The organism is Binatus sp. (SeqCode) (assembly GCF_049584895.1).
GTDB lineage: Bacteria > Desulfobacterota > Binatia > Binatales > Binataceae > Binatus.
This window is the reverse complement of sequence record NZ_JBAUYR010000009.1, coordinates 87,271-102,706: the sequence shown is the minus strand read 5'-3', so window position 1 is coordinate 102,706 and position 15,436 is coordinate 87,271. Positions and strand designations below refer to the sequence as shown.

The 15,436-nt window shown below is 60.3% G+C and carries 6 protein-coding genes; 1 reads left to right on the top strand and 5 read right to left on the bottom strand.

Annotated features, from left to right (window positions below; translation table 11 throughout):
* Positions 1-12: 12 nt before the first annotated feature.
* The 3 genes from WB650_RS02145 to WB650_RS02135 form a co-directional block, all read right to left on the bottom strand.
* Positions 13-2,607: a hypothetical protein gene (locus WB650_RS02145; protein ID WP_423959245.1), complete on the bottom strand. Its 2,595-nt coding sequence runs from the start codon at positions 2,605-2,607 to the stop codon at positions 13-15.
* Between the two features lie 888 nt (positions 2,608-3,495).
* The gene (locus WB650_RS02140; RefSeq protein WP_422302531.1) at positions 3,496-4,155 is read right to left on the bottom strand and encodes a hypothetical protein; all 660 of its coding nucleotides are present in this window, start codon (positions 4,153-4,155) and stop codon (positions 3,496-3,498) included.
* Between the two features lie 134 nt (positions 4,156-4,289).
* Positions 4,290-4,580, bottom strand: coding sequence for a recombinase family protein (locus tag WB650_RS02135; RefSeq protein WP_422302529.1), 291 nt, complete (start codon positions 4,578-4,580; stop codon positions 4,290-4,292).
* A gap of 384 nt (positions 4,581-4,964) precedes the next feature.
* Between WB650_RS02135 and WB650_RS02130 the strand changes: the two genes are divergently transcribed.
* Positions 4,965-6,581, top strand: a complete 1,617-nt coding sequence (locus WB650_RS02130; RefSeq protein WP_423959242.1) for a M48 family metalloprotease — start codon at positions 4,965-4,967, stop codon at positions 6,579-6,581.
* A 175-nt stretch (positions 6,582-6,756) separates the two neighbouring features.
* Here the strand turns inward: WB650_RS02130 and WB650_RS02125 are convergent, their stop codons facing one another.
* Complete coding sequence (locus WB650_RS02125) at positions 6,757-14,391, bottom strand: RHS repeat-associated core domain-containing protein (RefSeq protein ID WP_423959241.1); 7,635 nt, start codon at positions 14,389-14,391, stop codon at positions 6,757-6,759.
* Between the two features lie 305 nt (positions 14,392-14,696).
* Positions 14,697-15,194, bottom strand: coding sequence for a YybH family protein (locus tag WB650_RS02120; protein WP_422302524.1), 498 nt, complete (start codon positions 15,192-15,194; stop codon positions 14,697-14,699).
* Positions 15,195-15,436: the final 242 nt, after the last annotated feature.

Sequence of the window (15,436 nt, the reverse complement as noted above, 5' to 3'; positions counted from 1 at the left end):
CTCCGACTCCGTTCACTGTATATTGACGTTCCCGGAGCTGCTGATTTTCAGTTTCCAGTTGGAAATCTCAGTGTATTTGTTCACGTCCAACTCGTTCGTGAAATTGATCAGTCTCGCGGTGTCCGGGCCACTGGCGTCCTCGGCGCGCTGGCGCAGATAGTAAGGAGGAATGCTTTGATAGTACAAGGTGGCCTGGACTAGTGTCGCGTTCGCGAGTCCTCCCGTGAGCGGTAGCTGGTAACGCACTACGCTGCAGCCGCATCCTCCCTGATAGCTCGGGTCTGCGCCGGTGCCCACCGGAGCAAGGATATCAGCGTTTGGACCGCTGGAAGACCTGCCCTGAGGCTGGATTCGATTGTCTTTAACCTTATTGTCGAGACTGAGGAAACTGGTGGTCAGCTGTCCCTGAGGATCCTGTATCATCTCCTCGTAGATCTCCACCTGTTGGTCGCTCGTAATCGGATTGCCAGTCCAGAAGTGCGGTTGAAAGGTCTGCTGGGACGGGCTGAAGAATTCGGTAGGCAGTTGATTGCCGGTGGTGTCAGTAATCACGCCGTCAGCATTGGTACCACCAGATTCCCACAGGACGTTCCCTTGAGCGTCCAGCACCTGGAAATCCAGGAACGCGCGGCGGAAGCTCACTCCCGAAGGGAGGTTGTGACCGGCAAGATTCTGAATCCGAACATCTGCCACAAGCTGTCCGGCGTTTTTGGTTGCGGAGTCGAATGTCACTTGCGCAGTCGCAGTCTGCGCCTGAGTGACCGCTCCATCAACCGCATTTTTCTGGGCGAAAACTATACTCGGGTCGGGTGGTAAGAACCCATCTTGCTGGTACAGCCCCAGATCGGTCCGAAACTGATCGAACATTTCAAGTGCGAAGAGGTTGATGCCGAGCAGTTGATGACGCGAATAGGATGTACGGCTCTGGAGAATCAATTGGTCAGCAGGCAACGATGTTTGTTGACCCATCTCTGGTATCCGGGGGAATGTGCTGTCCTCGATGTTGGCGATTTGGAAGTCCAGCTTCGTGCCCTTGAAATTATCGGGCATATGGCAGCTCTGGCACGGTTGATTAACGAAGGAGCTGTTTTGCCACTCGAGGTAGGTGCTCTGCTCGAAATCGGTCTTGGGAACGCCATTCTCAATGACCTGATTGCCCTTGGCGTCATAGACCGGGAGCACGATCGTGTGGCAAGAGGCGCACAGCGCTGCCTGCCCGACCTGATCTCCAAATGTAGGTACTATTCCCACAGAGTTTTTCATCGGCACCGGAATTACATTGTCGCCGATCTTCTCGTCGGAACCGCCGGAGGGATATGGACCATAGAGTACATCGGCAGGGCCGACGGGAAAACGCCCCGTATAAAAAGAGGGATCGTCCAGGTTCCCTTGGTCGTCGGCCATGTGATGGCAAACCGCGCACGAGACCCCGTCACGCGCCAGCGCCCCGTACGACGAGGTGGCACTCTGCAATTGATCGCGGGTGAATAGCGTCTTTGGTCCGTTTCCTTTGTCCAGATGGAACTGGCGCTGTCCCATTACTCCGTGGCAGGACAAACACGTATCCTGAATGAACGCGGGAGCGTTCTTCTGGCCTTTGATTTTGGAATGTATGGTCGACTCGGTATCCAGTTGGGCGAAGAATATGGGGTCGCGGCCTGAGAGCCCCATCATCGAATAGCGCCATTCGCCAGCGGTCGACAGGTTAACCGTAGCCGATGATCCCGGAGGTGTAAAAAGCATGTGGGTGGGCATTGGTGCGTTGTTGGTAGCGTCGTGGCAGCTGGCGCATTGATTCGAAGTAACGAACAGCGAAGGGCCTCCCTTCGAAGCAGGCTTCGAGGTCACTTGATCCAGCGACTCTGGCACCATGCAGGGTATCGTGGGAGCGGGGGGCATCCTCACATTGGCAAATATCGAGCTCGGCAGCCGGCCCGTGAATCCGGATGCCGGTTCCGGATTGGCTTGCGCTTGCGAATGCGTCGCGAAGGCCGGAAGCCTCCCATCAGCAGGTATCGATCCGGCCGTGCCCCCCGAGGTCATCGGGTCTATAAATTCCGGGCCGGAGAAGGTTCCGGCTCCGGGCGCGGGTGAGATTGCCGAGGCGTGGCAGCCTATGCAGTTAATACTGGTGGGGCCATTCGTCGGAAACACCGCTTCGGCGCATCCAGTCGTCGCGGGAGCCGGGGCCGGCGGGGGCGCGCCGCCTGTGGTTTCGGTTCCAACGACCGACCAATACCATCCGTCCCACCAAAGGCTTGAATCATGGACCATCCCGCTCCAAAACTGGATGGGGCCCGTTGAATCCCCATACTCTTCCTTGATGGCTATCGCGCCGTCAGGTATCGGACCCTGTCGGTTCAGAACGGTCATCCATTTGAACAGCAAGGGCGAGTACCAGATCTTGACGAGGGTGTCATGAATGTTCTGGCTGGTGCGCCGGTTCGCGTCGTGCTTCCAGTTCTGCTTCTGATAGCACAAATGCATGACGAACTGATTAAAGCGATTTGTAAAATCCGGCGCGGAAGGTGACGGCAATTTTTTGCAAGCACCCGTAAAGGCCGAGGTGTCCGAATCGCCGCCGCTAGCGCTGTCGGCCCAGGACAACGAGCTAGCCGCCACAATCAAGGAGGCCGATACAATCGAAATTAGAAGAAGTGACCCTCTTCCCCGATTCCCAAGCCCGCCGCGTAACTTCATGGCACTCTCCCCCGCAGGCTCTCCCGGACCGAGGAGAGCCCGCTGTTAGCGAAGCTCCTCCTTGCCGATCTCGGAACCGGGCAAGGCTTTATACTAGGTAAGTACTTGTTGGACTGGATGTTCCCGCGGCGTCGGGATGGCCTAGAGTCAGTTGCGGGCACTTTATGTCCGCCGACTCTGACGGATGTGTGCCAAACCAAGCTACTCGACAATTCAGGATGATTAAATAGCACGAGACTTAAAATGTCAACCTGTAGTCAAAACTAACCCGAACGTATTGATGATGGAGCCCTGTGCCTTTTCTCAATACTTTATCCGCTCAGATTCGTTGGAGGTTTCCATCGCCTGTGGGTGAGCCTTTCGCGCGATTCCTGTAAAGGGCTTACCCTGTTCTGCGGATCTAATTCCCTGTTACGTCGAAAATATTCCCTGTTCCTCCAAAATGATCCCCTGTTCGGTCGAGTAGGGAATTCGCCTAGAAACCCCCTTACAGGCCCTGCGTTATTCAGTGGTATCTGAGGCGTCTGAGGGCCGAAATCGCGAAAATTCCCTGTATTTTCCCTGATGATCTAGGAATTTGATGCTGAGAGCATTTCGCATCTGACTGCGTCATCCGCCAGACAGTCTGTATTGTTTACCTATAATCTGGAGATGGCGGCAAATCCGCGCGTGAAAGCTGTCTCGCTGCCGATTCGCTGAATCCACCGGTGTATTCTCCACGCGGGGAAAATACGGTTCGCTTCACGGTTGGAGCGGATTTCATCCATCGCTTCGCTGAGATGGGTACGCCGCGACTCAGTCGATCCCAAGCGCGTCTAGCTGCGCCGACCATTCGAGCGGCAGGTCGATCCGGTTGAGCAGCGTCTCGGCACTAAGATCAGTAGGCTGGCGTCCCTGGCAGACCGCTTCGACGATTCGGGGCGCTACGAGTGACAGACGCGAGAGACGCTCGACGTAACGCGGCGCTATCTTCTCCCGCCGCGCGATGTCGGTCAGCGAGCGCACCCGTCCGGAGGCAAGCTCTTCAAACCACGCCTTCGCACGCGCCACCGCCTTAAGCAGTGCCGGGTCTACCTTCCACGGCAGATCATCGCCCTCCGCCATGATGATTCGGGTTTCCACGCCGCGCCGCTTCATTCTCAGCGGCACGAAGCGCGATAGATTGAAGATGCTGTTGGTTCGAACACCTTCCCGCGAGCAGGGAACCTGGATTCTTAGTGCTACACATATGCCGTCATGGCGCAGATGGACCCTGTCGATGACGTCGGTAAGGCAAGCCATGCTGTTGGCTTCGATCTGCAATTGCCGCAGAAGGTTCGAAGTCGATTCGAGAGTAGCTCTCACATCAGGCGAATCGATCCCGGACTTCTCAAGCGCATCCAGCAGGCTCGCGCGATCGCTCAGCATGCGCCGTGCAGCGATGGTCACCGCCCGTTCGAGCTCCGGCGCCGCCAAGCGCCATCCTTTTCCATTGTCGCTGGCGGACCCATTTACGAGACACTTGGAGACGTAATAGCGGTAGCGCCGTCTGCCCTTGGTCGCTCCCTGCACGTACAGCGGCTGATCATCGGCGTCGAACAGCTTTCCTGCTAGAGGACTCGCAATAGACCTGTTCCGTGTTTTCCGCGTCCGCGCGCCGCATTTCCGTTGAGCCGCTGCTGGACTCTTTCCCGGAGTTCTCGGGGAAGAATCGCTTTGTGTTGCCCGGGGTGGCGCTCCTGCTTATGCCGGATTTCACCTATGTAAATCGGGTTGGCCAAAAGTTCGTATAGCGCTCCGCGCGAGAACCGGCACCCTCCGGACTTGATGTCCTTCTGCGAGACTTGGACTTTCGACACGATTCCTCGTTGATCGAGTTCCTTGCTGAGTTGCAGCGCCAAAGAGACGCGGTCGACTCACGCCCGCAGGCAGAAAGAGGCTGTCCGAAGCGATGAAACAGCGCTGGGCGGAAAGGAAGGCATAGGCTTCCTGAGCAGACTCGACTGATGTGAGCCGATCCTTACGATTGCGGCATGTGATACGGGTCAGTCCTGTGAGGAGGACATACGTACACTCGAGATAACGGACCGCTCGAACCTAAGTATGCCGCCCCATTCAACGGCGCTCGATCTAAGAACTCTGGACTTTCCGGCAGCTGCTGATGAAAAAGTCGCGTAAGACGCACCGAGCGACTTTTTCGTAACAATCGGGTACTCTCTTCGTGATCGAATTGATGAAATAATCTTGATTAACCGAACCCTGAATTTCGGCATCGGCTCGTCAGCTTGCGATGGGGGTCAGTCGTGGCGGAGCAGCATGACGATAACTTCCGCAACATGGAGCGCGCGAATCGGCGCGCGACGGCGAAGCTCGTTATCGTATTCATCCTGATTAACTCCGCCGGCGGGGTCGGCCTTGACTTTCTCACTCACCTTTACATCGCTCCAGTCCTCGCTCTGCATGGTATCCGAATTGGGTTTCCGATTTTTATGCCGCTCGCAGCGTTGGTGGCTAGCGTTCACGCGCTACGGGCATACTTTAGCGGCTCGTCGGTATTGCTGGATCTCGTTTGCGCCAAAGAACTATCGGGCGACTCGCCCAAAAATCAGACTGTTATCGACGTCGTTAGTGAGATAGCGCTCGCCTCACGAATTCCGCGGCCACGCGTTTGCGTGATGGACGACCCTGCTCCAAATGCGTTCGCATCCGGCCGCGACCCCGAGCATTCGACCATTTGCGTCACCCAGGGACTTATCGACCAGCTCGACCGCGAGGAGCTTCAGGCGGTCATCGCTCACGAAATCGCGCACATTCGCGGCCATGACACGCGGCTTATGCAGATGGCACTGGTGATGGTGGGCAGTGCGGGATTGTTTCAAAGTCCTGTAGCGCTACCTAGTGGGCCCTTGTCCGTTAGTTCTAAGGGCAGAGCCTGGCAACCTCCGTCGCCACAGATAGATCTGAGAGCGATCTTGTCACGCGGCGCGATGATATCGATGTCGCGGCAGCGCGAGTACCTTGCCGACGCCGCCGCAGTCGAGTTTACGCGCAACCCTATAGGTCTTATCCGCGCACTCGAGCATATCGCGCGGATCGAATCGCCGCTCAAATACCAACTACGCGCGGTCGCGCCGATGTTCATTGTCGATCCGGCCGAATGCGGCGGGAGTAACTGGTCAGATTTGCTCGATGGCGTGACTAAAATCGAATCGCAAGCGGACAAATCCAAGGAAGCACGCGACGCCGAAGTCGCGCAATTCATGATTCACGGGATGCCGCAGAGCACAAATGTATTTCAGGGCTTATTTTCAAGCCATCCTCCGATCCGCGATCGTATCGTGCGTCTCTCCGCTTTGGTCGCGAATCCCGCAGGCGCATCTGCGGAGACTACTTCGGATCTTCAAGCTCACCGACAGGCGGCGGCCAAAGTCATTTCTGAGATTTCGAAAAACAACCCCGATGTAGTGGCCGCGGTTCTTGGCTCGATGCTCAAGAACAATCCTATGGCGCAGGTCCTGGGCTCGCTCGGACAAGGTGCTCAAAACGACACTACGTTGCAGGATACCGCTCCGCTGGATAGTGGCGGCGGAGACTCGGACGGGGAAGCTTATAAGAAGCTCTACAACTACAACCTGAGTCTCACCGGCGATCTTACGCGCAACTTGCCCGATCCGACCGGCAATCCGCTCACGCCTTTGCAACAGATGTTGAGGGGCGCTCCGGCCAACTTCGATCCAAATCAACTGCGCACCGCGATTGCCGTCGCGATGGCAAATCAACACCAACCTCGCGTTGTAGTGACGGTCAAGCAATCGTCATCGTCGACATCGACGATGGTTCTGTTTTGGGCTGTGATCGCAATTTCCGCAGGCGCTATTGTCGCCGCGCTCGCCATCAAGTAATCCGCCGCTCTGGTCTATTTCTGACTCTCCGCGCGCCAAATTACCCATAGTTCGGCACATCCAGAACAGCCACTAGCTGCGGATTCGGATACCTCGAAACTCCAACATAGCGCGTTGAGCAGGCACAGTTGCCGACGTCGTGACCAGGTATGTTGCTGGCTCGCCGCCCTCGCGCTCAGGGGGGTGGGGGTGGCGGGGGTAGGGGTACGATGCCCGGGTAGCCTACCTCGGCGAATGCGGGAATAAGGGCGCCGGTCGCGTCGAGGCGCGTCATGCATGCGCACCAGTAGTAATTACCCGGGGGTCCGTTGACGATGAGGTCTCCGGCGCTCTGAACCGTCGGAACTGTGATCACGTTCGTAATCGGCGACGAACCGAGTTGAAACGCCGGCTCCGTGGGCGGATTTATCGGCGGTCCGAGCTTGAGTTGCGGCGGAATCGGCTCGCCCGGCTGTACACTCCAAGTTGGCTCATATGGAACAGTACCGCCCTCGACCAACACCCCGAAGTCACTTGACATTCTGATACCAGGACCACCCCAGCCGACCAGGCTTTTGCCCTCGGGCATGATCCATGGTTCCTCGTCGGTCGCGGCTTCATCCCAGAACCCGTGACCCGACAGAGTGTTGTATTGGGGGCCCTGCGCTCCGAAGGAGGGATCGCCCGGTCCCCGACCCCCTGGCCCCGAGACGTCTCCTGAGTTAGCGCCATGCGTAGCGTCTTCGTCGAGCGACTCGTCCAGCGTATCGGCCACGGGGGAGTTGAGCTCGAAGGGCGTCGTGTCCGCTGCTTCCTCTTCGGGCGTCAGCGGTGTCGGCATCGTGCCGGTCACGATGGTCGGCTCCTCGTCGAACTCGTGGACCTCCTCGACCTCGGAGGTGAGATCTGGAATGTCTTCCAAGTCAGGTAGCGGTGCCGCCAACGGCGTAATCTCTGACGCGGCCTCCTCCTCGTCGATTGATAGATCGCCCAGATTCAGCACGGATTCCGTGACCAGCTTGGCGGCGGAATCGTCGATGGCCTCTTGAGAGGCCATGCCCGTCGGATCGATTCGCGTGAGCGGCATGCCCGCCGCGAACGCGTAAAGGTTGTCGCCGCCATTGAAGCCGGCCGGATCCAGCGAGAGAAATCGGCCCAATGCGGGCGAGTACTCGCGCGCGCCCATCGCGTACATCGCGAGCGCGGGATCGTAAAGCTGCCCTTGATACAGCACGCGCATGCCCAAGGCCGACGTTGACCGCGGCTGCCCGCTGCCGTCGAAGATGCGCATCGTGCCAAAGCCGTCGTAGAGGTAGCCCTCAGCGAGTCCGTTGTCGCCGCTCAGCGCGAACACCGACCGCTCGCCGCCCTGATGTACATAGTGCGTCGCGCCCGCACCAAAGCCGTCGAGAATACCCAGAACATCCTGCGGTCCATTCCCGCTGACGTAGACGCGGGCCTGGCTGGCGTCCGTGGCGGAGCTAGTCGTCGCGCGAAGAATGCCGCCGTCCCAGACGAAGTAGGTCGATGTGGGCGACTGTCCCTTAGCGTTCACCGTCTCGCCGACGCGCCGTCCTAGAGCATCGTACAAATACGAGACCGAGTTTGAGCCGCTGGTCGCCGACACCAAGTGGCCGAGGCCATCGAAGACAAGGTTGGCCTGTCCCGTCGATGTCGTCTCGCCCGCGGCATTCGTCGACAGCGGCACGCCGCCGACGGAGGTGTAGGCGTCAGTCGCGTCGATCTGGTTGGTCGAGGTTCCAGATGCGGTGGTGACAGACATCCAGTCGGTCTCGCCGTCGAGCGTGAGGAGCATCCGATCCGCATCTGCGGAGAGCGCGGCCTGTACGTCGGCGTTCACGAGCTCGCGATTGGGGAGAGGCGATGGCAGCGTGGCGTCGTCACCTTCGGCGAATAGGGGACCGGCCGCGTCGATTTCGTAGAGGTCGGTGTGCGGAGCGCTCGCCGCGAGCTGGCGCACGCGAGCGCGTGGGATTCCGTCGAGGCCGACGTCGTCGTTCCAGTTCGCGACCACGGCGTCTGGTCCTGAAGTTCCGTACGACACGTTGATGCCGCTTCGTCGGCCGCGCGCGTCATAGCTGATGTGCGCGGTGACGCCGGTACCCTGGCCTGGCGACGATGCGCGTCCGCCATAGTCGATTGCCGCCGGGCCGCCCAAACCCTCGTACGTGAGATGAGCAAGGGGCTTGCTGCCGACGCTGACGTCCGAGAGGCGTCCGAGCTGATCGCGCGCCGTCGCCAGGACCAACGGTGTGCCTGATGTCGGGGTAAGTGTAGTCGACGTCAGGCCGCCCATGTCGTCGTAAACACGCGCGATCGCCAGCGGCTCGAGCGTGCCGCTGTTCTCGGTGATCTGATGACCGTCCGAGTCATAGGTCATCGTCACCGTCGACCCGCTGGCCGCATCCGGTGGCACCGAGTTTATCGCAGCGGTGTTCAGGCCGAACGCCGAGTAGGTGAACGATCTTGTGATGGTGCGGGAGTCGAGCCCGGGCGCTGAACCCGGCGTTAGGATCTGGCTTACCGCTCGTCCCGCGTTGTCGTAGGTGTAGGACATGGTCGTCCCGGCAGGATCGACAAGTTGGCTCAGCCGCGAGGAGCCCGGAAGGAAATTCTGCGTGGTCACGCGTCCGAGCGGCGCATCGGTCTGGATGATTCGATTCAACCCGTCGATGACGAAGTTGGTTGTTTGATCGCCCAGCGCGTTGGTGGTTGTGATCCCGGTGCGGCGGTCGTCGCCGTCGTAGGCGAAGCGCGTTACCCGGCTCGGCCCCGGCGCGCCCACGATGGTATAGCTGGTCCGGCGCCCGTAGTCGTCATAAGACAAGTTCGTCGTAATGAGCTGGCCAACGACGGTTGAGACGAGCTGACCATACGAATCGTAGGCCTTCGACACGAGTTGATCGGTCCCCTGGCGCGTTCCGGTGCCGAGACCGCGATCGTCGAAGTGCTCTGTGAACGTGAGCTGCGTGCCGTTGGCGTCGGGCGCGGTCACGTCTTGTTCGTCGCCGTCGGTTACCTCGCGCCAAACCGCCGTGCGGACCGAACCGTTGGGCAGTTGGTCCGACACCGGCCTGCCCAGCGTGTCGAAGGTGGTGACGCGCGGCGGATGGCTCCCGATTGTGGTCGTGAGCGTTAGGTGCATGTCGTCATACGCGTACGACGTTTGAACGGCCAGCTGAGCCCCGAGCGGCTGCCCGTTCGCGAAGCGCCAATTATCCTGGCCCGTCACGCGGCCCGTGCTGTCATATTGCTGTTCGACCATCGACTGCAGGCCCGGGAAGAGCCCGGTTGGCTCGGCGTACGCTGGCAGGTTCGGACCGGACAGCACTGCCTCCCAGATCACGCGATCGAGCGTGTCGTATCCACGCCAGCGGTGCACGATCGTGGTGGGGTCAGCCGTCGATGGATCGGCGTTCATCTCGTCGATGATTCGACCGAAGCCGTCTCGCACGTAAAACTTCCCGACGCCTGACCCGTCGACATCGCTTATGATCGCACCTCCGGGAGCATAATTTCGGACCGAGACGGTCTGCATCCCCGGATCGTTCTGAGGAACCGTCGTCGGCCATTGAGGCTGCGGCGGCGGTAGGGGGCGCGGCCAATGGTAGATGCCCGCAATCGGCTGGGCGATGATCTTGTAGGTCGCCGGCGGCAGTTTCAGCGCGATCTGTGCGTTCGTGATCCTGGTCGGCGCGCCCCGCGGCGTTGAGATGCGCGCCATAATGGGTGGTCCTATCGGCGCGGGTAGCGGAATCGGGCGAATTGGTAGCGGCGCCGGCGTCCCGGCAAGGCACGCGTTTGTCCAGGCTGTGAGGTTCGACGGATGCCCGAGGTCGACGCGCACGATCCGGTTGTTCGCGTCGTAGATGTTGTGCGTGACGATACCCTCGGGATCGATGGAGTAGTCGAGGCGCCCATCCGAGGCGTGCCGCTCGCATCGCGACTTCTGCGGCGTGCCGTCCTTCGGCACCTCCACCAGCGTCTGCGGATGATCGAGCGGGTCGAAAGTGAGCCACCGATCGAGGCGGGGGGTGACCTCATGGAAGCGCTGGCGGCTGTTGTTGTAGGCGATAGTCGTTCCGATCCATTGCCCGGCGTTGAGGGCGTCGGCGTACGCCTCCCACGTTACCAAGCTCGCGGGGTCGTAGGCCTGGTCCGAGTTGCTGCCCCAGTGTCCCGTGCGTCCTTGCTCGACCCTCCGTCCCAACGCGTCATATAGAATGAAGAGCTGCAGCGGTGTCGAACCGGGAACCTGGGTCGCGATCTGAGTAGGCCCCGCGCCACTCGCGTCGTAGGCCAGCGTCGTCGTTGTCCCGTCGGGCGCGACGATGCTCGTTGGAAAGATCGTGTGGGCGTTGTTAAGGGGCGATCCCGGGTATGAATACGTCGTGCGCTCCGTCGTGGCGCCGCCGATCTGTGTGTCAATCCACAGGATTCGGTCCCAGGCGTCGCGCTCGCGGTGAATGCTCGCCTGAGTCGGCTGCCCGGGGTCCCTGACGTAGTCCACCAGGGCGCCGGACGCCGTGTACGAGTATTGGGTAACGTGCGACGTCGTATCTCCGGGTGCGTTTGGCGCAGGCAGCTTGGTCAGGGTGAGCGGCTTGCCATAGTTGTCGGCCTCGATACATGTACGTGCGCCCGAGGCGTCGCGCATGCCGTGCAGCGTCCCGTTGCGATAGTTGTAATCGATGGTCTCGCCGGTCGAGCGGTTGACGTTGCGCAGAAGTCGCCAGGCGTCGTCGTAGTACTCGGTGCGGACGACACCATGGAGATCGTGGACGACAACGGCATGATCCGGGGACTGCACACTTGTCACCGTCGTGCCGGTCGCCGCCGACCCTTGGTTCCAGCGGAGGCACGCCATGCCGGGGGTGATCAGACCCTGAGACAACTCCTGGTCGAGTGAGGTGTTCACTCGTTGGTCGCCGAGCACGGCGGCGAGCGGGACGACGGCCAGCTCACCATCAGGCAAACTGACGATGCCGATGCGCCCACTGCCGTCCGCGGCCGCGGCCACGGGACCCGCGAGCGCGAGCGTCCGCGACGCGCCGGTAGCCTTGATGGTGATTTGCCCTTTTGCGGATGACGCGGTCGCGAGCTGCGTGCCTGCGGCAGGCGACACGAGCGTGGCAACATTCCCCTTGCGCTGAAGAACGAGCGGCGCGGTGCCGATTGAGATTCCGTCGCGGGCCATCGCAGTCGAAAACAGGTCCGTCGGCACCGGTGCAGTCGGCGGCTCAGTCATGTCGATCGAGCGGCGGCCAGTAAGTTTCTTTGCGGCAGGTCTGGGCGGTGTGACCTTGCCCGGGACCGGCGCCGGGGGAGCCTTCGACGACGCCAGTACGACCTGAGCCTTCGTCGTATAGTTCAGCCCCGTCCCTTGTTGCAGCTGCAGCTTGGAGTCCGGTCCGAACACGGTCGCAATGGCCGCACTGTCTCCTTCGATGTTGAAGGTATCGGGGGCCGCCGTCGCGCGCAGGCGCACGCCTCCAGCTTTCAAGACCGACGCCCACAGAACTTTGCCCGCGTCGACCACTCGCGGCGGGCCCGAGACGATCGAGTAAGTTCCGTGTCCATCGGGCGACAACACGATCGGCTGACCCACCCAGATCGTGCCGGTCTTCTTGGGGTCGATCGCACTCAACTGCAGCATCCCCGACGATTCGACTCCGGCCAGCGGGGGGACAATGGGGCTGATGCAGGAATCCTGGCAAATGTCGACGGAGCCGAACTGTGCCAGGGGCACGACGTTCGCCGGATCGGGGTGCACGGAATACACCGGCGTGCCACCGTCGAGCGTTAGCGCCTCCTCTAAAATCTCGTCCGGGCTGAGTCCCAGCGCTTCGAAGAAGGCGAGGAAGTCGACGCCGCTGATTGCCTGCTCGCCGGGCAGGTCGTGATATTCGTAGGTGATGTTGGCGTCGGTCGCGTTGCCGGCCTGGTTGTGTACGACGCGATCGAAATCAACCTCGAACGGATCTTGCCCATAGTCGTTGTGGACGACGAGGCGCCCGTCGCCGTCGTGAACTTCCACCAAATCGTGGTTCAAGTCCTGAGGCCGTCCGAAGGAGTAGCGGCGGTCGCCGTTGGAGTCCTTCGCTCCGTCGTCCTCGTGGCAGTCCTGGAAGCACTTGGTCGAGCAGTTCGCGTTGTCCGCGTTTACTTCGGCTCCAATCTTCGCAAAACAAGCATCGCTGAACGACGGACAGACCTCTGCGTGCTTGACGGACGCGGCCGCATTGGACTCGACGTCGTTGCAGAAATCTTTAGAGCCCTGCGAAAACGGGGGTGTGCCTATTTGCTGGTTAGACGCAATGTCCGCTTGGGTTTGAGGGTCCGTGCTGTTGCAGAGACCCAGGTCGCTGGCAACGTCGCATTCGCAGAGCGCGTGCCAGAAGTCTTTGTCGGGGCCCGGGTCGAAGTCGGCTTCCTCGCCGCACGAGAGGTAGTTCAGGTTGACCTTGCCATCGAAGCCGTCGGCGAAGCAGGGCTGGTTCGAGTTGTCCTGACAGGCTTGCCCGCAGTAGCTCCAGCATGAGTAGCCGTTCGCGGGCACGTTGAAGGGATGGTTGATCCCGTTGCACAGCGTATTGATCGTGGTGTCGATAGCGTTCGTGCAGACATCCTGGTTGTGGCACGACCACGTGCCGGGCGCCGCGTCGCTCTGGTTGTCGCAGATCTGATGACATGCAGGCGTGAGCTGGTCGTCCTCTACGTAGGTGGCGTTGGGAAACCCGCTCAAGTATGAGAACGTCGGTCCGTGGCCGTCGGCGTCGAGCACGCCCGTCAGATCGAACTCGTTGTTTTCGTCAGGAAACGTTTGCTTGAAGGACACGAGCGGAGCCGAGCAATCGTTCTGTTTCTGACTGACGCACATCAGCTCTGCGGTGGTGATGGTGTTGCAGGCATCCTCGAACCACGACCCAAGCCAGCCACCCAACACGCACAGCGCCGGATCGCGGTAACGCGTCCATTTCGCGTAGTTGTAGAAGAAGTTCCGCCCCGAGGTATCGATAACCTTGGTCACGATGCCGCCGTCGTCGTTGGTGACCGAGTTGTCCCACCCTATTGTGAGCGTGTTGCCGGCGGCGTCGGACACCTGCGTGAGGCTGGCGAACTGGCCGCCGACCTTGTTGAACCCATAAGAGAGGCCCGAGCCGTCGGTGACCACATAGAGGCTCGGCCCGTTGGTGTTTTTCACCAGTTTCAGCGGAACGTCGGCGGTCGTCGCTTGATAGAAGGTGACGCCGTTCCTGTAGGACGCGCCGACCGGACGGAACGTGATTCGCTCCATCGCATCGGTAACGTAGACCACGTCACCTTCGCAGTCATGGCCGCCCGAAGGCAGCACATCCTCGATGTGGCGGGCGTAGTTATGTGACCAGCCGAACCCGACGCTCGACTGGTGATTCGCGCGGCTGCGGTAGGTTAGCGCGACCTCGAACGGGACGCCGTACCCCGGCACGTGCAAATGGGTCTTGCGCAGGATGAACTCACCGTCGCCCAGGACGGGATCCGCCGTCAGGTTGGCGATGGGTCCAATGACTGCGGACGAGTCGGCGACCGCGTCGTCCGCCGCCGTGGTGAAATCCCCAAGGATCGGCACGAGGCCCACCTCGGTCGCGGCTTCCGTTTCGGCGGCGAGCACCTCGACCTGCGCCGCCGCCGCAGCCTCGGCGGCTTCGGCGGCCAGGATCGCATCTATCTCATCGTCCTGGGCCAGGGCCCGGCTCGAACAGCCGAGCAACAGAAGGCACACCGCGGCCGCGACATATCCCCATCGCAGTGCAGTTCTGATTCCTGCCATCGACCCGACCTCGCGCGAAAATGTACCAAAAGTAACAGATACTGTCATCCTGAAATTGCGCGCGCTTGCTCGGCAACCCTTCGATTCCGTCTTTGTCGAGCCCTTCCCGGGCCGTCCGTTGGAGCACTTGTCTTTCGATTGATATGGCGGGCGCCCAGCTTGCCTCGGCCTTCCATTCATTTGTCGGCTGGTCGCAAGCGGTCAGCGTGCGGCTGTCACCCGCTTGGTCTTAAACGGACTTCTTGGCGGAGCACAGGCATTTCATGGCCGGCCAGCCCCTTGATCTGAGTTACGGCCGATTGGCCTTACGACTTCAGATTCATCAGGCCCTGGCCGGTCTTCGGATCCACTGGCGCCGAGACATGGGAATGAAAAATTTTCCACTCGCCGTTGACCTTGTGGTAAACGTCGGTGACGCGGAGCGTAGCTTCCTGAGGTTTGCCGGCTTTGTCCTTCCAGGTGAAGTGCTGAATGCTGTGCGCCATCCCCAGCTTGCCGTCCGTTACCACGTCGAGGTCGGTGATTTCGTCCTTGATATCGGTGGCATTGCTGAAGAACTCGTCTGTATGAGCTCGGACTGCGGCGGCCCCTTTGTACTGCAGCCCCGGGAAAGCATCGTAGAGGACGATGTTGTCATCGAAATACTTCATCGCCTCATCGGTGGTGGTCGCAGCGGCGGCCTTGTTTTCGATCGCGGTAATCTGGTCCTTTGCACTGCCAGCCGCGTTCGCGTTGACGCCGAAGCTCAACACGATGGTTGCCATCGCCACGATCGCTCCGATCGTTAATCCAAATCGTTTCATCCTTTCACTCGCCTCCAGGTTCAGGTTGATGTTTTCTCAAGTCCGCAGCGAATCGAGGCTGGCGTGCTGTTACGGCGCCGGAGTGTTCTTTTGAAACCGAGTCAGGTTGCCACCAAGACCACACGATTTGCAAACGCAAAGTTTGAATCCGAATTTGAGCTAAACCGGAATTTCCGTTTTGAATTCTCGTGTATCTGCGCGACGTTATCGAGGGTATCGACCCATCCGGCGCGGCTGGGCCT